This window comes from Thalassospira sp. SN3W (assembly GCF_038070535.1).
Lineage (GTDB): Bacteria > Pseudomonadota > Alphaproteobacteria > Rhodospirillales > Thalassospiraceae > Thalassospira > Thalassospira xiamenensis.
Window position 1 is genome coordinate 3,907,185 of the sequence record NZ_CP121124.1, and the last position, 19,053, is coordinate 3,926,237.

Genomic DNA, 19,053 nt, shown 5'->3' on the forward strand with positions numbered 1-19,053 from the left:
GCAACCAAAAGGCGTTTCAGTCATGGACAAAAAACGGTTTACATCACGACCGTATTGCCAAACTCGCTGGTTTGCAGCAGGCGTTCGACAATCTGAACGCCCTGACGCAGACGTTCGGTCGATTTTTCTGCCCCGAAACAAAGCCTTAGCCCGCGTTGTGGATGCCCGACCGAAAACTGCTGTGCCGCGGTCAGAAGCACACCGTTATTGGCCGCATTCATGACCAGTTCACCCGGATCGATATGGTCGGGCAGATCAAGCCAGATATGATAGTTGGTTGGGTGGAACCGGACATTGTAGCCTTTAAGCGTGCCCAGAATGATCGAAAGTCGTCTTGCGGCTTCTTCACGGTGCCAGGCTTCATATCGTTTGAGGCTGCCATCTTCGATCAGGCGTGAAACAAGTTCCAGATTGATGGCCGATACCATCCAGCAGGTTGATCGAATGGCGCTTGCGAGTTTGGCGATCATTTCGCTTGGGGCGTGGATATAACCGACGCGAAGACCGCCGCCGATGCTTTTTGAGACCCCGTCCAGATAGATGCTGCGTTCCGGCGCAAAGCATGAGAGCGGCGGTGGCGCATCGGGATTGAGGAAGTGATAGATGCCATCCTCGATCAAAAGCAGATCATATTTGCGCAGAATTTCAGCGATTTCCATGCGTCGCTGTTGGCTCATGGTGCAGCACAGCGGATTGTGCAGGGTTGGCATCAAATAAATGGCGCGCGGGCTTTGTGTCCGGCAAAGGGTTTCAAGAACATCCGGAATGATGCCTTCGTCGTCCATGGCAACACCACGCAGACGGAATTGCAGCAGATTTGCAAGGCTGCGCAGGTTCGGATAGGTCAGTTCCTCGCACAGGACCAGATCGCCTGGTCGTACGGTTGCCAGCAATGAAACCGTCATGCCGTGCTGAACGCCTGCGGTTGGCAGAACACGTTCCGGATTGTCATCCAGTCCGAGTGCACCGGCCATTGAGGCAAGGGCGCGCCGGTGGCCCGGCATGCCATATTCCGACTTGTAGGTGATCATGTCATCCAGAGGGGTACATTTGGCGACATCAATCAGGACATTGCGAATATGGTCTTCGCGCGGGGGGAGGGGGCAATTCATGCGGAAATTGACCGGCCCGATATCCTCGTCATCATCATTTGCCGTTTCGCGGGCCATTTTCCCGATATTGTTACTGAAGTGTCCCGGTGCGGGAACCGTCGCCGCCATATCCAGTTCGCTTTGCAAACTGCCCAGCACATATGTGCCGCGTCCGACTTCGCCAGCAACAAGCCCCAGTCTTTCCGCCTCGCGGTAGGACCGCGTAATCGTGCCGACCGTAACGCCCAGGTGATAGGCAAGGTCGCGATGGGTGGGAAGACGGTCGCCGGGTTTGAGTGACCCGTCATCAACCGCGCTGCGGATGGCGTGTGCGATCCGTCGATAAACAGGGCCGCTGCCGCCTTCGATGTTTGGAAACCATATTGTCATGGTGACAATGTTTAAATTGACACAATGTCAATGTCAATGACAAAACAAAATCGGTACAATTAATCGATAGGAGGAAGTGATGGTGAATTGTAACGATACAATCCGGGTTTCCGAACTCAATATCAAAGGAAACGTACAGATGAACACCAAAGGCGCTGTCAAGGCGACTGACTGGCGTTCTGCTGTTGCCGGCATCGCTGTCTTCGTCGTCGAATATCTTCGCGCCTGGCAGGAACACGCACGCGACCGCAGAATGTTGGAAAAGCTTGATGATCACCTTCTGAAGGATATCGGAATGACGCGATCCGATCTGGATCACGAATTGTCAAAGCCGTTTTGGACAGGGTTCCCCCCGCGCAACTAGATTATGTTGCGCCGAACGGAGGTTCACGCTCCCTCGTGCCTCCGTTCGAACCCTGTCTGAAATTGTCCCGATGAATATCATTCAATTGTACTGATGAACTATCCGAAAGGGTGACAATGTCGCTGTTTACCGAAAAGGAGCTTCGCGAAGCTGCGTCTTATGTCCACCAATATGTGGCTTCGACGCCGACAATACGCTGGCCGTTGCTGGATCGGGCGACTGGATTGTCCCTGTATGTGAAGCATGAAAACCATACCCGCCTTGGTGCATTCAAAATTCGTGGTGGGCTGACATTTTGTCGTTATCTGAAAAACTCCATCGGAGTATCGCGGGGCATCATAAGTGCCACGCGTGGCAATCACGGCCAAAGTCTGGCACATGCCGCCAGTCAGTCGGGCCTTTCGGCAACCATTATTGTTCCGCGCGGCAACTCGGTTGAAAAGAACGCAGCGATGCGGGCTTGGGGTGCCGAGGTCATCGAGCATGGCGACGATTTTCAGGATGCTGCGGAATATGCAGGCCAATATGCCGCTGCCGAAGATTTGGTGATGGTGCCGCCCTTTCACCCGGAACTGGTGCGCGGCGTTGCATCATACGGGCTGGAACTGTTTGATGCGGTCAGAAAGCTTGACCGGATTTACGTGCCGATTGGCATGGGGTCAGGTATTTGTTCGTTGATTACAGTGCGCGATGCTCTGGGCCTTGATACCGACATTATCGGTGTTGTCGCGACGGGGGCAGATGCCGTGCTGCAATCCTTCCGGGCGGGCAAGGTGATCACAACACCAACCGCGAATACGTTTGCAGATGGCGTTGCCTGTCGCAGTCCTGATCCGGCAGCGTTCGCAATCATCAAAGACGGCGCGTCAGATATTGTTGCGGTAAGTGATGATCAAATCCGCGAGGCCATGCGCCTTTATTTCAGTTCCTGCCACACCCTTGCCGAGGGTGCGGGGGCGGTATCACTTGCCGCGGCGATTGCAGATCACGAACGCAATATCGGAAAGAAGACTGCCGTCATTCTGAGTGGTGCGAATATCGACCGGACCGACTATGCCCGTATCCTGAACGGAGATACCCAATGAGCCGCCCGTTAAATCGTGCCGACAGCAGCCCCACTGCGACGACGGCGCGTCATCTGATGTTTGATGATCTTGAACAGCTTGACCAGATCCTGGCAGCAACCAGCGATATGGCACGCGACTTTGTTCAGGGTGCTGACGACATGGATGTGACCTGCCGCGACTTTTCTGCCTTTGATCCCTCGCGCCCGATGCCGGGGCAGGGTCGCGGTACGCTTGATGCGCTGCGGGCAGCGAAGGAGGAAATTCTGCCGCTGCTCGCCGCATCAATCGGTCCCCGTTATCTTGGTTTTGTGACCGGCGGCACGACACCGGCCGCCCTTGCCGGTGATTGGTTGACAGGCGCAATCGATCAGAACGCAACCGGCCCCGAGGGCAGCGTTACGGCAGCAGTCGAAGAACAGGTGATCAACTGGATTTGCGAGATGGCCGGGCTACCCCACGGGCGTTTTGACGGTGTGCTGACAACGGGTGCGACCGTATCGAACCTTTTGGGGCTTGTTGCCGGGCGCCAATGGTGCGGTCAGCAGATCGGCGTTGATGTTGACGCCGACGGGGCGGGTGTTCTGCCAGGTTTTGAAATATTTGCCGCAAGCCCGCATGCCAGCATGATCAAGGATTTGTCCGTCACCGGGATTGGTCGCAATAGCTTTAACAAGGTTGCAACCCGACCGGGGACCGAGGCAACTGATGTTGCCGATCTTAAAAACCGACTTGCGGCCAGCACGGCCAAGGCCAAGCTGGTTATCGCGTCTGCGGGCACGGTGAATGCGACTGATTTCGATGATCTGATCGCGATTGCCGATTTGTGTGCGGCTTATGGGGCGTGGCTGCATGTCGATGCGGCGTTTGGCATGTTTGCCGCCCTTGATGATCGGCGCGCCCATCTGCTAGCAGGACTTGACCGGGCAGACTCTATCACCTCAGATGGTCATAAATGGCTGAATGTTCCGTATGATTGCGGGATTTTCCTGACCCGGCATATCAGTGTGCTTGAAACCTGCTGCCGGGCGTTTGCGCCGTATTTGCAGACGGATGCGGTTGGAAATATGTATATCAATCGCGGGGTGGAAAATTCCCGCCGGTTCCGGGCTTTGCCGCTTTGGCTGGCGATGGTGGCCTATGGACGTGACGGTTTTGCCGGGATTGTTCGGGCGAACTGCGATCAGGCAGTTGATCTGGCGCAATGGGTGCGTGGTCATGACCGGCTTGAATTGCTGGCCGATCCCAAACTTAACGTGACCATGTTTACCGGCCCGGGCAGCGATGATGATAATCGTGCCTTGCTGTCGCGTATCAATGCGACTGGGAAACTGTTCATGACGCCAACGATCTATGGTGGACGGTTCGGGTTCCGGGCGGCGTTTAGCAACTGGCGCATGCGCGATCACGATTTGCAAATCGTCAAGGATGCGATTGACAGTGTGCTGTAAAGGCGCTGTTTTCCAAGTATCAAAGACCATTCAGGATAAAAGACGAATGAAAACGCTTCCGATTTACCAGATTGATGCCTTTACCAACCGGATGTTTGCCGGTAATCCGGCGGCAGTCGTGCCACTTGATGGCTGGTTGCCCGAGGTGGTCATGCAAAATATTGCGATGGAAAACAATCTGTCGGAAACGGCTTTCGTGGTGAAGCTTGATCCGGCAAAGAATGACGGGGCTGATTTTCATATCCGATGGTTCACGCCAATGGTCGAAGTGCCGCTTTGTGGTCACGCGACGCTGGCGAGTGCGTTTGTCATTTTCAATATGCTGGGCTTCAAGGGCGATTTGATCCGCCTGCACAGTGCCAGCGGCATTCTGACCGCGCGCCGTGATGGTGATGCGATTGTACTTAATTTCCCCAAGCAATCGATTGCCCCTGACGATGTTCCTGCGCACGTTCTTGCCGCCATATCCGACACAGCCCCGCGGGGGACTTTCCGTGTTACCAGCCGGGATACCGATTTTGTCGTGGTTTATGACGATGCATCGGTGGTGCGGAACATGAAACCGGATATGTCGGCATTGGGGAAACTTGCCGAACGCGGCGTAATCGTTACCGCACCAGGTGATCAGCCGGGCATTGATATGGTATCGCGATATTTCCTGCCCGCCCTTGGCATCGATGAAGACCCTGTAACCGGCTATATGCATTGTGTTGTTTCGCCATATTGGGCGGAACATAGCGGTAAATCCAATGTTGTCGGGTATCAGGCGTCCAAGCGTGGCGGGATCGTTGATTGTACGATTGATGGGGAACGCGTCCATCTGAAGGGCAATGCGCTTTTGTATCTTAAGGGTGAGATTTATCTGCCTGATTGACGTCGGACAGACTGTCGAAAAGCGATCGTTGCAATGGCGGGCAGGGCACAACACTGTCCGCCATTTTTATGGCAAAATACCGGGTTTTGGTGATCTGGCAGGGTTGCGCGGTCTACCCACTATCGCGCAAGGCCGTGATCCGACGTTTGATTTTTATTGACCTCTTGCGGGGGCTTTCGTCTAAGTAAGGGCAAAATACGACTTTCGGGGAATGGACGGGCGTTTTGAATGGCCTGCCACAACCCCGTATAGAAGCGCTGTTGCAGGGGAAGATAGATCGTGATCGATAGTGTTGTCGCCAGTTCTGCGACGCCATTGCAGATGTGGGTGGTTCTGGCGCTGGTCGTCGGATCGCTGGTCCTGTATGGGCTGGAGCGCATATCGCTTGAGCTGACCAGCATGGCGCTGATTGGCACTTTGCTGCTGTTCTTCAATTTCTTCCCGTTGCCTGATGCCGATGGCAACAATCTGCTTGATGCGGGCGCGCTGATGTCTGGGTTTGCCAACCCGGCGTTGCTGACTGTGCTTTCATTGTTGGTCGTCGGGCAGGGCATGGTGCTGACCGGCGGGGTCAGTTATATCGCTGGTCTGATTACCGAACATGGCGGCAAGAATGCCTCGATGGCGATTTTTGTCGGCTTGTTTGTCGTGATGCTTATGTCGGCATTCCTGAACAACACCCCGGTCGTTGTTATCTTCATACCAATCATTCAGGCGCTGTCGGAGCGTATTCAGCGTTCGCCCAGTGCATTGATGATCCCGTTGTCTTACGTCGCCATTCTGGGCGGCATGACGACCCTGATCGGGTCTTCGACCAACCTTCTGGTATCAAGCTCGTTGATCGAACTTGGCATGCCGGCACTCGAGTTTTTTGAATTCACGGTGATTGGCAGTGTGCTGGCGCTGGTGGGCTTTGTCTATGTGCTGTTCGTCGCGCCCCGCCTTTTGCCCGCGCTGGCATCGATGCGCAGCAAGCTTGCCAACCCTGATAGCAGCGGCAAACAATTCATCGCCCAGATCACGGTCGGCCCGGCGTCTCAGATGATCGGTACCCGTCCTGTGGCCGGGTTCTTTAAAGACCTGCCCAATATTACGATCCAAATGATTGTCCGGCGCGAACATGCCGATCTGCCGCCGTTTGACGAAGATATGGAAATTCAGGCAGGTGACGTTCTTGTCGTTGCAGCCACGCGCAAGGCCCTGACCGAGGCGCTGCAAAAAGATCCGGGCCTTCTGCATGCGGAAGCCGCGGCCGTCCATGAAGGCGGTGAAGAAATCCCACAAAAATCGACCCAGCTTCTGGCCGAGGTCATGCTGCCGCCAGGATCGCGTCTGATCGGTTTTAACCTTGAACAGATCGGTTTCCGCTATCAGTACAAATGCCTTGTCCTTGGCATTCAGCGCCGTTCGCGCATGATCCGCACGCAGATGACCGAAATCCGCCTTGAAGCCGGTGACGTTCTTCTGGTCCAGGGGCGGTCCGAGGATGTTGAAGCCCTTCGTACCATTCGTGATGTGGTTTTGCTGGAATGGTCGACCCGTACCTTGCCGCGCCCGTTCCATGCCCGTCGTGCCGCGGCCATTTTCCTTGGTGTGATTGCTGTGGCGGCGACCGGTCTGGTGCCGATCATGGTTTCAAGCTTTATCGGTGCGGCGCTTATGATTGCATCTGGTGCGCTTAACCTGCGTCAGGCAGCGCGCGCGATTGACCGGAAGATCGTGCTGCTGGTGGCGGCTGCCCTTGCCCTTGGCAATGCCTTGCAACTGACCGGCGGGGCGGAATTTGTGGCCGATCAGTTGCTTGCGGCAACGCGCGGGGCACCAGCACCGGTGATTTTGTCGCTGTTTTTCCTGATCGTGGCGGTGTTTACCAATGTTCTGTCGAACAATGCCTGTGCTGTTCTGTTCACGCCAATCGGGATTGGCATGGCCCAGAATCTTGGGGTTGAGCCGCATATCTTTGCCATTGCGGTGGTGATGGCAGCCAACTGTTCATTTGCATCGCCGGTGGGGTATCAGACCAACCTTCTGGTGATGGGGCCAGGGCACTATCGATTTGTCGATTTCCTGCGCGCCGGGACGCCGTTGATCATCATTCTGTGGCTGGCGTTCAGTCTGTTCGCGCCTTGGTATTACGACATTCCGTTCTGATCTGAAATGCCTGTGCGCGATTGGCTGATCTGTCATGCAAATGCGTGCAGTTATAATGCGCCAAAGGCGTTTGACTTTTGGGCGTGCCGCAATAGGATCGGGCTCCGATTTTGACGCAGAATAGTGCGCCTGCACCGTTCGATTATCTCAGGAATATGCCGATGGCCCAGAATGCCAATGTAACCGCCAATTCCACTGATGCCTTTGCCAAACCAAACCAGCGCCCCGCAAGCCCGAATTTTTCGTCGGGCCCGTGCAAAAAACGTCCGGGCTGGTCGGCAGATGCGCTTGATACCCGTGTTCTTGGCCGGTCACATCGTTCCAAATTCGGCAAGGAACGCATGGAAGAGGTCATTGATCGTTCGCGTGCGATCCTGAACCTGCCTGATGATTATCTGCTTGGGGTTGTTCCGGCGTCCGATACCGGTGCGGTGGAAATGGCGTTGTGGTCACTTTTGGGGCCACGCGGCGTTGATATGCTGGCATGGGAAAGCTTCGGGTCGCTTTGGGTAACCGATGTTTTAAAACAGCTAAACCTGCCTGATGTTCGGGTCATGGAAGCCGATTATGGCAAGTTGCCCGATCTTGGTGCGGTTGATTTCGACCGGGACGTTGTCTTTACCTGGAACGGCACGACAGCCGGTGTGCGGGTGCCAAATGGCGACTGGATCGCATCGGACCGCAAGGGTTTGACAGTTTGCGATGCGACCTCGGCGATTTTTGCCATGGAACTGCCTTGGGACAAGCTCGACGTTGTGACCTATAGCTGGCAGAAAGTTCTGGGCGGCGAGGGTGGTCATGGCATCATTATTCTGAGCCCGCGTGCCGTTGAACGCCTTGAAAGCCATAATCCGGCTTGGCCGATGCCGAAAATCTTCCGCATGACCAAGGGCGGCAAGCTGATCGATGGCATTTTCCGTGGGGAAACGATCAATACCCCATCGATGCTGGTGGTTGAGGATGCCATTGACGCCCTGAAATGGGCCGAAGATATCGGCGGTCTTGACGGTTTGCTGAAACGCACCCGTCAGAATCGCGCCCATCTTGATGAATGGCTTGCCAAAAGTGATTGGGCGGCTGATTTGTCGGAAAAGCCGGAAACGGCGTCCAATACATCAATGTGCATCAAGATTGTCGATCCATGGGCGTTATCATTGCCATCGGAAAAGCAGGCAGCATTGCCCAAACGCATTTCGCAGATCCTTGAGGCCGAAGAAATCGCAATGGATATCAATGGCTATCGCGATGCGCCTCCGGGCTTGCGGATTTGGGGTGGGGCGACGGTGGAACCCAGTGATGTCAAGGCGTTGCTGCCATGGCTTGATTGGGCATATGCGACGGTCAAAGCTGAAATTCAGGCTGGATGATCGGTAATTCGTAAGTATTATTTGCGTCTTCGGGGGTTTTCCCGTTGCCCTGTCCGGAACAAAGCGTTAGTAACCGCTACCGGATATATAGATCAGGCACGACCTGAACCGATTTTGCGCGCCTTGTCCGGAAAGCACACATAATGACCGAACTTGCCAGGAAAGCTCTTTTGCCCGCCGGCCTTCAGGATGTTCTGCCTGGAATCGCTGCACGGGAAGCTGACATCCGTGAAAAGCTGATGAGCAGTTTCGCACATGCGGGCTACGACCGGGTCAAGACGCCGCTGGTCGAATTCGAAGAGAGCCTTCTGGAGGGTGCAGCGCCGGAACTAGCCACCCAGACTTTCCGCCTGATGGACCCGGTGTCGCACCGGATGATGGGTGTTCGTTCCGACATGACCCCGCAGGTTGGCCGTATTGCGGCAACCCGCCTTGGCGATGCGCCGCGTCCGTTGCGTCTTTCCTATTCCGGCGATGTATTGCGGATCAAGGGCACACAGTTGCGCCCGGAACGTCAGTTTGCCCAGGTCGGGGCGGAGTTGATTGGTGTATCCAGCGCCGCAGCAGATACCGAGATCGTGTTGCTGGCGCTTGAGGCGTTGGAACATGTCGGTTTGCCGGATGTTTCCGTTGATCTGAATTTGCCGACCTTGCCGGTCCGTCTGTTTGATGCCTTCGGTGTTGCAGCCGATGATCGCGAAACGCTGATCGGGGCCCTTGAACACCGCGACGTCGCGGCGGTCAAAGCTGTTAGTGGCAATGTGACCGATGTGCTGGTGGCCCTGCTTGAAGCCGCCGGTCCGGCACAGGCAGCATTGCCGAAGCTTAAAAAGCTTGAACTGCCGTTGGGTGCGTCCGAAGAATTGCATCGTCTGATCGAAGTTGCCGAGCGCATCCTGGCATCCGATCTTGATGCGGCCTTGACCATTGATCCGGTTGAAATGGCGGGTTTCCGTTATCAGACCGGTGTCAGCTTTACCCTGTTTGCCAAGCATGTTCGCGGTGAATTGGGTCGTGGCGGTCGTTATCGTGCGGGTGGTTCGGGCGGCGAGGCCGCAACCGGCATGTCGCTTTTCATGGATACGATTTTGCGCGGCCTTGCCGATGTAAAGCCGGTTGAACGGGTTTATTTGCCGTTAGGCACGCCACAGCGCGAAGCGCGCCAATTGCGCAAAGACGGCCATTATACTGTGGCGGCACTTGAAGGTGCGGCCGAAGCCAAAACAGAAGATGCGGCGCGCAAGGAAGCACGCCGCATGGGATGCAGTTTCATTTATCTTGGCGGCCAGATCGTGCCGCTGGGTGCGTAACCCAGAACCATTTCTTATCGCGCAAGGAGTTTTGCGATGACCAATGTTGCCGTGATCGGTTCCCAATGGGGGGACGAGGGGAAAGGCAAGATCGTCGACTGGCTGTCCGAACGGGCAGACGTCGTTGTGCGTTTCCAGGGCGGTCATAACGCCGGTCATACTTTGGTGATCGACGGAACGACCTATAAGCTTAGCCTTCTGCCGTCCGGTATTGTTCGCAAGAACAAGCTGTCGGTTATTGGTAACGGCGTTGTCGTTGATCCGTGGGCGCTTCTGACCGAGATTGACCGCCTTAAAGGGCAAGGCGTTGAAATCACGCCGGAAAACCTGCGCGTTGCAGAAAATGCCTGTCTTATTCTGCCGTTGCACGGCAATCTGGACAAGGCACGCGAAGCTGCGGCAACCGGCAACAACAAGATCGGTACCACCGGTCGCGGGATCGGCCCGGCATATGAAGACCGCGTTGGTCGCCGTGCGATCCGCGTTGGCGATCTGGCCGATGTCGAACTTCTTGAAGCCAAGGTCGAAAACCTTCTGACCCATCATAATGCGCTTTTGCGCGGCCTGGGTCAGCCGGAAGTCGACGGTGCGGAACTGCTTGCGCAGCTTAAGGAAATCGCACCGAAAATCCTGCCGTTCTCGGACACAGTCTGGAAATCGCTTAACCAGTTCAAGGAAGCCGGTCAGCGTATCCTGTTTGAAGGCGCGCAGGGCACGATGCTTGATATCGATCATGGCACGTATCCGTTTGTGACCTCGTCCAATACGGTCTCGGGACAGGCTGCTGCCGGTTCTGGCATGGGCCCGTCGGGGGTCGGTTATGTTCTGGGGATTACCAAGGCATACACCACACGTGTCGGCGAAGGCCCGTTTCCGTCCGAACTGTTTGACGCGGACGGCGAACGTCTTGGTGAACGCGGTCATGAATTTGGTGTTGTCACCGGGCGTAAACGTCGTTGTGGCTGGTTTGATGCGGCCCTTGTCCGTCAGTCGGTCAAGGTTAACGGCATTACCGGTATTGCATTGACCAAGCTTGATGTTCTTGACGGTTTCAAGGAAATCAAGATCTGCACCGGCTATGACATTGATGGCAAAATCTATGACCATCTTCCCGCCAACCAGCGTCTTCAGGCCAAAGCCAAACCGGTTTATGAAACCATTGAAGGCTGGTCGGAAACCACGATGGGCGCGCGCAGCTGGGCCGATCTTCCGGCGGCTGCGATCAAATATGTTCGCCGTATCGAAGAATTGATCGAGGCACCGGTGGCGTTGCTGTCAACCAGCCCGGAACGTGATGACACCATTCTGGTTCATGACCCGTTCAGTGCGTGATCACGTGCATGAATGAAAATGCAAAAGCCACCGGTTTTTCCGGTGGCTTTTTCCGTTTAAGACTAATGATTTGGCAGATCATACCCTTATGCCCCGCTTGGATAACGGCTTGCTCCGTTTTGCTATCGGCAGTATCGTTTCGGCAGATCAGAGGACGGGCTGAAACTGCTTTCCAGATAGGGAGGGACAGGGCACGGATCCTCCAACAAAGAAAAACCGGGACTCATGGCACAAGAAGCGGAAATGCAGAAACAGGATGTTTCCGACGGCGCTGACGAACAGGCTGCCGCAGCGGAGCAACAGGATTCCAGAGCCCCTGAGCCAGCCGTCAGGGACGGGGAGCCTTCTGCCCGTGCTGGCGGGCGCAGTGTCGAAGTCGGTAATTTTCGCGTGTTTTCGGATCTGCGATTGCCCGAATATGACATGGGCAGTTGCAAGGCCTATGCCGCCGATAACCTGCGCCGTGAAGAGGGCGGCGCCTTTGCGCTTGTGACCGACCCGACAGTTCCGACGCGCCATGATTTGATGCGGTTTTTGACGGGCGTTCATATCGGGGGACAGATTGATCTTCTGGATTACGAGATCGTTCACTGGCCGCTGTATGAACGAAATACAATGGTACTTTTCTATGAAAAACCGGCAGGTGGCCGTGTTCTTGTCCCGGGAGAAAAGCAACGAAAGATTGATGAGCACGACTTTGCCAAGGTTGTCATCGAACCCTTGATGAATGTCTTGCAGGCCGTCGCGGACAAAGGGATGACCCATCGCAATATTCGGGCAGATAACTTGTTTTTTGGCGACCCTATGTCTGAAAAGGTTGTAGTTGGAGATTGCTGCTCGGCCCCGGCAGGGTTCAACCAGCCGCTTGTTTACGAAACCATATCGCGTATGACGGCCGATCCGGCCGGTCGCGGTTTGGGCTCGGTGCTTGACGATCTTTATGCCTTGGGGATGACGATTGCCGCCCTTGGCATTGGACATACACCACTCGAGAAACTGCGCGAACAGGACATCATTGATGTAAAATTGTCCAAAGGCTCGTTCCAAGCAGTTGTTATGAACGAAAAACTGCCGCTTGTGCTGATCGAGCCTGTGCGGGGGCTTTTGTGTGATGATCCGCAAGAACGTTGGGGATTTGCCGAGTTGCATGCCTGGATCGACGGGCGTCGGGCAAAACCGGTGCAATCCAATACCGAACGTCGTGCGGCACGTTCGCAGAATATTTCAGGCAAGGATTATTATACCGCGCGGTCGTTGGCGCAGGGGATTTCCAAGAACTGGGTCAATTCGCTTGCGCCATTGCGCGACGGGACCGTGGAAATATGGTTGCGGCGCGGGCTTGCCGATAATGATCGTGCCAAGCATATGGCAGAAGCGATCCGGCAACTGCAGTGGGCTGGCGCAGACAAGCGAGCGGCGGAAGATATCCTGATCGCCAAATCAATCATCATTCTTGATCCATCTGGCGCGATCCGTTTCAAGGGCTTTTCGGCGATGGTCGACGGGCTTGGCAGCATGTTGTCCTATGATGTTCAGCATGGTCGCGGGCCACAGCGTTTTTCCGATGTCGTCGTGCGGGATATTCCGTCATTCTGGTTTGGACGCCAAGTCGGATACAGCCCGGAAATTCAGAAGCTTCAGCAGGCATATAAAAACCTGCGATACTATATCCAGCAGCAAAGTGCGGGTTATGGCTATGAACGCTGCCTTTATGCCATTGTGCGTAACCAGCATTGCCTGAGCCCGATGATTGAAAAAGATTATGTTGTAGATATCTCGCAGCTTTTACCCGCGCTTGAAAAAGCGGCGGCGGACCTGCCCGAAGATAGCTGGCCGGTGGATCGTCATATCGCGGCTTTTATCGCAACCCGTCTTGAAGACGACGTCGAGGCACAGCTTCTGGCATTGCAAAATCCTTCAGATGAAGTCGAATACAGTCGCGCAATCATTAGCATGCTGGCACTTGTGCAATGGCGGCATGGGCCTGATAATCTGCAAAATCTGTCGCACTGGGTGGCCCGTTTGATGGAACCCGCAGTCAAGGTGTTTCACAGCAAGGCACGTCGGGAACGTGTTGAACACGAAATTCCGAAACTGGCCAAGCGCGGCAATCTTGTCGAACTGTACAACCTGATTAATGACGAGCAGGAACGCCGGAAGGATCAGACCGAATTCATCACCGCGGTCGAGGAATATTCCGAAGCAGAAAGCGAGGTTTTTGACCTTGAATCATCAGGCCCCGCACGACTTGAACTGGCAGAAAAAGTTGGCCAGCAGGCAGCAGCCTTTGCGTCGACCATGATTGCGCTGCTGACGGTTTCGGCGCTATTTCTGATTCATATGTGGTAGGGGACAGGAATGGCGAGACAATCAGGCGGCCGTAAAAAGAAAAGCGCATTTTCCGGTTTGTCGGTGGTGGCTTCTGCCGTGCTTTTGTTCATGGTTGCGCTGCCGACATTCATTACCCTGGCGGTTGGATTGTTACCATCAATGGTGGCGTTCATGTTTGACCGCAGCCAAGGGCGTACCATGTCGCGCTGCATTTTTGGTCTGAATTTTTCAGGGGTTGCACCCTATATCATGGAAATCTGGCAGCAGGGCGGGCAGACGGCCAGTGTGGCAACTCAGGAAATTTTCCAACCCGTTGCCCTGTCGATCATGTATGGCTCGGCCGGTCTTGGATGGCTTTTGTATCTGGCGATGCCACCGATTGTCGCCAATGTGCTTAATCTTTCGGCCCAGCGCCGTGTTTCTGAATTGCGTAAAAGGCAGCGTGGTTTGATCAAAACCTGGGGCGACAGCCTGATCAAGGAAATCGACCGTTCAGGCAGTTAATCCGCAACCGAATCACAAACCATCGACCAATAAAAAAAGCGGCGGACAATTTGTCCGCCGCAGTCATGTTGGTTGGTTAACGAGGGTAAGCAAGGCACTCACATTGGCAGATCAGTGTGGATCGATTTGCGTACTTTTTCAAAGGCCCGAACTTCAATCTGACGAATGCGTTCGCGCGATATTCCGTATGCGACGCTCAGATTTTCAAGCGTTACAGGTGAATCGAGCAGGCGGCGCTGGGTCAGGATGTCACGTTCACGTGCATTCAGGTGTGACATCGCACTTTTCAGCAGATTCATGCGCTGGACAAATTCCTCGCGCTTGCCATACAGGGTTTCCTGATCTTCATCTTCGCTTTCGATCCAGTCGACCCATTCGCCGTCACCATCAATACGCACTGGCGCATTCAATGAGTGATCCGGCCCCGCGAGACGGCGGTTCATCATGATCACGTCATCTTCGGTGACGTTAAGTTTTGTGGCGATGAATTCGACCTGTTCCGGTCGCAGATCGCCTTCGTCAATCGCCTGCATCTGGCTTTTGAGTTTCCGAAGATTGAAGAAAAGTTTTTTCTGGGCGGCAGTGGTACCCATTTTCACCAGCGACCAGGAATGCAGGATATATTCCTGAATTGCGGCGCGGATCCACCACATCGCATAAGTCGCAAGGCGGAAACCTTTGTCCGGGTCAAAGCGCTTGACCGATTGAAGCAGGCCCACATTGCCTTCGGAGATCAGTTCGTTTATCGGAAGTCCGTAACCGCGATAGCTCATGGCTATCTTGGCAACCAGCCGCAAATGACTTGTAATCAGCTTTTCTGCGGCAGTTGCATCATCATTGTCACGGAATTCACATGCAAACGTCGTTTCCTGTTCAGGTGTAAGCATGGGGTAACGGCGGATGCGCTGCAAATAGACTGTCAGACCATCTTGGGAGATGATTGGAAGTGCATTTCCCTGTTTCATTGAAGCCTCCCGTTGCGCTTCGTATAAAGTGCGGTTTATCCCCTGGCACTTATTGAAAGGTATACGGGAGTATTAGGTATCGTCAATAAAAATTAGACCAAAAAGGTTAGGTCAAACTATCCCAATGGGTAGGTCTAGGCAGGTGATGAGTTCCTGTAGGTCTTCCGGGAGGGGGGCTTTGGTGAGGACGTAATTCCCTGTTTTTGGGTGTAAAAATCCCAGTGTTCTGGCATGTAGCGCCTGTTTTTCAAAGCCCGTCAGGACCTCGTGCACGTGCTTGCTGAACTTCTGGGTAAGTTTGCTTCTACCGTAAACTGGATCACATATAAGTGAGTGACCAAGATGGGTCATGTGAACGCGAATTTGATGTGTTCTGCCAGTCAAAAGCCTGCATTCAACAAGAGATGCCAACGAGTCGTCGCGTTTTGCCAAAACCTTGTAACGCGTAAGGGCCGGTTTTCCCCCATTTCGAAGTACCGCCATCTTCTTTCTATTGCGCGGGCTTCGGCCGATATTTCCCTCTATGACGCCTTCGATTTGGCGCGGGACACCCCAAACAACGGCGATATAAGCGCGTTCGATATTTTCCTTATCCTCGGAAAACAGGGTCGAAAGTGCCCGATGGGTTGCATCGTTCTTCGCGACCACCATTGCCCCACTGGTGTCTTTGTCGAGCCGGTGCACGATACCCGGGCGCTTCACGCCGCCGATCCCCGACAGGCTGTCACCACAATGGGCCAGCAAAGCATTGACCAATGTACCGCTTTCATTGCCCGCAGCAGGATGAACAACCATCCCCGCGGGTTTATTGATCACCAGCAGATCGTCGTCTTCATAAAGGATATCGAGCGCGATTTTTTCGGCGATTGGGTCGGCCGCGACTGCGGGTGGGATTTCAAGCGCAAAGCGGTCGCCACTTTTTACCTTGTGTGACATCTTGGCGATCGGCGTGTCATTCAGCAGCAGATGTCCGTTCTCAATCAGGCTTTTGATGCGCGAACGGGATTGCTCGGGCCATGCGGTTGCCAGAACCTTGTCAAGCCGCGCTCCCTCGTCAGCGGGAGAGGCAATATATTCAAGATGTTCGGTGTTCAAGCCGCTATCCATATTCATATCTGCTGCTATTCTGGCCTGCTATGACCGTCACTGTGCGTTAAAGGGCGGTTTTAATCGCTTACTGATGAAATGCAATCCCGCTTTGCAAACTTGCAATTGGCTTCTCTTGTCGCTATGGCCTTCAATATCGTCCTGTCAGGCCTGTTGTGATCATAGCGTGACGCAAGACAGGGGCATTCTATCAACTTATCAATCGGAAATGTGATGCGCGTTATCAAGATTCTGGTCGCTTTTATGGGAGTGCTGATCGTTGCGGGCGTCGCACTTGTGGTTTATGGCCTGTCGCGTCAGGAAGATGGCAGCGTTGCATCCGATGCGCCAAAGCTATCCGCGCCGATTGCGGGGCCGTTTGAGACGCCAACAGATACAGGCCCACGATCCGCAACACAGATCGCACCGTTCGGAACGATCAATGTTGATTTGGCACCGGGGGAGACCTTGGTTGATTTTTCCCGTCAGGGAACAGAGGCAACTCTTCGTCTTGAGGGACGCCAAGGAAGCCGTCTGGTGATTGTTTCTTTGCGTGACGGCGCTATTCTTGGGCAGATTTTACTGGTGGAGCCGCAATAAGCACCGCTTGAACTGATGGTGGTTTGATGATCGACGCGGGTAAAATCATAAAACTGCGGACAGGTTTGTTGGCAGAGATTTCAGATATCGCAGCTGCGGCATGGCCGGAGGAATGCTGTGGTCTATTGATTGCCGACGCGGAAAGTCCCGAAGTTATTCTGCGTTTTGTTGCAGCACGCAATGTCGCCATCGATCGCCAAAAAACATTCGAAATTGATCCGCACGTTCTGATTGCGACGCATCGATCGGTTCGGCAACGCGGAGAGGCGATTATCGGATGCTATCATTCACATCCGAATGGCGATTGCCAGCCATCGAAAACCGATTTGTCCCGCGCCGAAGAAGCCGGTTTTCTGTGGCTGATTTTCGCCACCGGCAAAAACGGCGTTGATGAATGGAAGCTATATCGCCGGATGCCGGAACGTGCCGATGACACAGCACCGCGTTATTTCAAAACTTGTGATATCGCCGAGGCCTGATCATTGCTTTGCCATGCGTTCGATGAGGCCAGTCTGCTTTTCAAGTGATTGCTGAAGCGCGAAGTTTTGCGTGATTGTCCGACGCGCCAGCTGGCGTATTTCGCGAAGGCGGTCAGGATTGGCCAATGCTTCGGCCATTGTGCTGGCAAGCTGGTCTTCATTCCAGAAGCCACACATTAATCCATTCCTGCCATGACGAATGATATCGCGGCAGGGGCCTGTGTCCGATGCGATCACCGGCGTTCCGCATGCCATGGCTTCAAGTACCGACCATGACAAAACAAACGGATATGTCAGATAGACATGGGCCGAACTGATCTGGAACAGACGGATCAGCTGATCGTGGGGGATTTGCCCTAGAAAGACGATGCGAGAGGGATCCATACCGGTTTCAGCCATCATCGCATCACGCCATTTCTGGCCGTCGGCGCGCGGCGTTCCATAACTGACGCCATCCCCCCCGGCGATGACAAAGGTTACATCGGGGTTGCGCCGGGCCAGCTTGGCAGCGGCACGCATGAATTGTGGAAAGCCGCGATAGGGTTCGAGATCGCGTGCAACATAGGTCACTATCGGATCGCCATGTCGCAGCACACGACCATCGGGCAGGCGAAGCAGTGCCTTGTCGTCCGGACGGCAACGATGGATATCGATGCCATCGTGGCAAATACCGATCTTGTTATGGAAGCTTTGCGGAAAGGCGGCTTTCTGCCATGCCGTGGGGCTGATCCCGGTGTCTATTGCCTCCAGACTTGAAAGCTGTGCGCTGTTGCGCAGCCGAAGTTGTGTGCGTTTTGCCAAGGTCACCGTTTCTGTCGGGTCAAAGCCGACATCGCGACCTTCGGCGTGGTAAAAATGTTCGCAATAGCCAACCAGTGGCGTTTTGCGCAGGACATCGCGCGCAAACATCATGCTGCCCCAGCCGATATGCCCGTAAACGATGTCGGGTGGGCCTTCCTGTGCGACGAGTGAATCAAGTGTTGTCGCCGCATGCATGCCGATCTGCTGGTGATATTGCGGAAATGGGGTCGCAGGCGGGGGCAGAGTTGCCCGCTGACGCAGGACGCGAATGCCGGGAAGCTGTACGTTCATTGCTTCGCAAAGGAAGGAAACCTGCCATCCGGCATTTGCCAGATGACAGGCCAGGTGAACAAATTGTCCCGGTCCATGGCGGTGGACAAAGACAATTTTCATCGGCGACTGCGAAGCTCGTGTGTCATAACGCCACTTGTGACGGGGACACCGCCATACCGAAGGGTCTGTGTCCAGAATTCCTCCAGGCGACGCAAAGTTCGAAGTGCCGTTTCCATTTCCTGCTGGTCCTGCAGGTCATTGGTCAGTGCGTTGTGATATTCTTCGTGAAATTCATGCAGGGATTCACAAAGTTCGTGCCCCTTGCGCGTCAGCTTTATTCTGGCAGACCGTCGGTCACGGGCCATGACATGTCGTTCGACATAGCCCGATTCAGCCAGCTGTTTCAGATTATAGGATGCATTCGATCCCATATAGTGGCCGCGATCCAAAAGATCACGTACCGACAGTTCATCGTCGCCGATGGTAAACAGCAACGCGACTTGTGCGGGGCTGATGTCATCTTTGCCGAGTCGAATGAGATCTACACGAAGCAGATCAGCAAAACGCCGATAAATACGCTCGACGGTATTTGCAAGTTCAAGATGAGTGACGGTCATGTT

Annotated in this window: 17 protein-coding genes; 12 read left to right on the forward strand and 5 right to left on the reverse strand. The window is 54.5% G+C overall.

What is annotated here, in order from left to right; all coding sequences use genetic code 11:
- Positions 1 to 38: 38 nt before the first annotated feature.
- Positions 39 to 1,481, reverse strand: a complete 1,443-nt coding sequence (locus P8T57_RS17975) for a PLP-dependent aminotransferase family protein (RefSeq protein ID WP_341363904.1) — start codon at positions 1,479 to 1,481, stop codon at positions 39 to 41.
- 139 nt (positions 1,482 to 1,620) lie between these two features.
- Here P8T57_RS17975 and P8T57_RS17980 point away from each other — a divergent pair, with 139 nt between their 5' ends.
- The 10 genes from P8T57_RS17980 (at position 1,621) to P8T57_RS18025 (ending at position 14,229) form a co-directional block, all read left to right on the forward strand.
- A complete protein-coding gene (locus tag P8T57_RS17980) occupies positions 1,621 to 1,845 on the forward strand; it encodes a DUF1127 domain-containing protein (protein WP_076519542.1) in 225 nt (74 codons plus the stop codon).
- Positions 1,846 to 1,961: 116 nt separating this feature from the next.
- Positions 1,962 to 2,930: a threonine dehydratase gene (locus P8T57_RS17985; RefSeq protein ID WP_341363905.1), complete on the forward strand. Its 969-nt coding sequence runs from the start codon at positions 1,962 to 1,964 to the stop codon at positions 2,928 to 2,930.
- Positions 2,927 to 4,360, forward strand: a complete 1,434-nt coding sequence (locus tag P8T57_RS17990) for a pyridoxal-dependent decarboxylase (RefSeq protein ID WP_341363906.1) — start codon at positions 2,927 to 2,929, stop codon at positions 4,358 to 4,360. Before P8T57_RS17985 ends, P8T57_RS17990 begins: the two co-directional genes overlap by 4 nt.
- Positions 4,361 to 4,406: 46 nt before the next feature.
- On the forward strand, positions 4,407 to 5,234 hold the full coding sequence (locus P8T57_RS17995; protein ID WP_341363907.1) for a PhzF family phenazine biosynthesis protein: 828 nt from the start codon (positions 4,407 to 4,409) through the stop codon (positions 5,232 to 5,234).
- A 279-nt stretch (positions 5,235 to 5,513) separates the two neighbouring features.
- A complete protein-coding gene (locus P8T57_RS18000) occupies positions 5,514 to 7,385 on the forward strand; it encodes an SLC13 family permease (RefSeq protein ID WP_341363908.1) in 1,872 nt (623 codons plus the stop codon).
- Positions 7,386 to 7,546: 161 nt separating this feature from the next.
- Positions 7,547 to 8,752, forward strand: coding sequence for a phosphoserine transaminase (locus tag P8T57_RS18005; protein WP_114094404.1), 1,206 nt, complete (start codon positions 7,547 to 7,549; stop codon positions 8,750 to 8,752).
- Positions 8,753 to 8,895: 143 nt separating this feature from the next.
- Positions 8,896 to 10,062, forward strand: a complete 1,167-nt coding sequence (locus P8T57_RS18010) for an ATP phosphoribosyltransferase regulatory subunit (RefSeq protein WP_341363909.1) — start codon at positions 8,896 to 8,898, stop codon at positions 10,060 to 10,062.
- A 36-nt stretch (positions 10,063 to 10,098) separates the two neighbouring features.
- Positions 10,099 to 11,394 carry an adenylosuccinate synthase gene (locus P8T57_RS18015; protein ID WP_062949251.1) on the forward strand — a complete coding sequence of 432 codons (1,296 nt, stop codon included), beginning with the start codon at positions 10,099 to 10,101 and terminating at the stop codon, positions 11,392 to 11,394.
- Between the two features lie 243 nt (positions 11,395 to 11,637).
- Positions 11,638 to 13,743, forward strand: coding sequence for a serine/threonine-protein kinase (locus tag P8T57_RS18020; protein ID WP_341363910.1), 2,106 nt, complete (start codon positions 11,638 to 11,640; stop codon positions 13,741 to 13,743).
- Positions 13,744 to 13,752: 9 nt separating this feature from the next.
- Positions 13,753 to 14,229 carry a hypothetical protein gene (locus P8T57_RS18025; protein ID WP_007089976.1) on the forward strand — a complete coding sequence of 159 codons (477 nt, stop codon included), beginning with the start codon at positions 13,753 to 13,755 and terminating at the stop codon, positions 14,227 to 14,229.
- A 98-nt stretch (positions 14,230 to 14,327) separates the two neighbouring features.
- Here the strand turns inward: P8T57_RS18025 and rpoH are convergent, their stop codons facing one another.
- Positions 14,328 to 15,194 carry an RNA polymerase sigma factor RpoH gene (gene rpoH, locus P8T57_RS18030; protein ID WP_007089975.1) on the reverse strand — a complete coding sequence of 289 codons (867 nt, stop codon included), beginning with the start codon at positions 15,192 to 15,194 and terminating at the stop codon, positions 14,328 to 14,330.
- Between the two features lie 111 nt (positions 15,195 to 15,305).
- Positions 15,306 to 16,289 carry an RluA family pseudouridine synthase gene (locus P8T57_RS18035; protein ID WP_341363911.1) on the reverse strand — a complete coding sequence of 328 codons (984 nt, stop codon included), beginning with the start codon at positions 16,287 to 16,289 and terminating at the stop codon, positions 15,306 to 15,308.
- Between the two features lie 225 nt (positions 16,290 to 16,514).
- Between P8T57_RS18035 and P8T57_RS18040 the strand changes: the two genes are divergently transcribed.
- Together P8T57_RS18040 and P8T57_RS18045 are read left to right on the forward strand one after the other, a co-directional pair.
- Positions 16,515 to 16,880 (forward strand): hypothetical protein, encoded by a 366-nt coding sequence (locus tag P8T57_RS18040; RefSeq protein ID WP_114094408.1) that lies wholly within the window; start codon positions 16,515 to 16,517, stop codon positions 16,878 to 16,880.
- A gap of 26 nt (positions 16,881 to 16,906) precedes the next feature.
- Positions 16,907 to 17,359 carry a M67 family metallopeptidase gene (locus tag P8T57_RS18045; RefSeq protein ID WP_341363912.1) on the forward strand — a complete coding sequence of 151 codons (453 nt, stop codon included), beginning with the start codon at positions 16,907 to 16,909 and terminating at the stop codon, positions 17,357 to 17,359.
- Here P8T57_RS18045 and P8T57_RS18050 read toward each other — a convergent pair whose 3' ends face one another.
- On the reverse strand, positions 17,360 to 18,553 hold the full coding sequence (locus tag P8T57_RS18050; protein WP_341363913.1) for a glycosyltransferase: 1,194 nt from the start codon (positions 18,551 to 18,553) through the stop codon (positions 17,360 to 17,362).
- On the reverse strand, positions 18,550 to 19,050 hold the full coding sequence (locus tag P8T57_RS18055; RefSeq protein WP_007089970.1) for a winged helix DNA-binding protein: 501 nt from the start codon (positions 19,048 to 19,050) through the stop codon (positions 18,550 to 18,552). Before P8T57_RS18055 ends, P8T57_RS18050 begins: the two co-directional genes overlap by 4 nt.
- Positions 19,051 to 19,053: the final 3 nt, after the last annotated feature.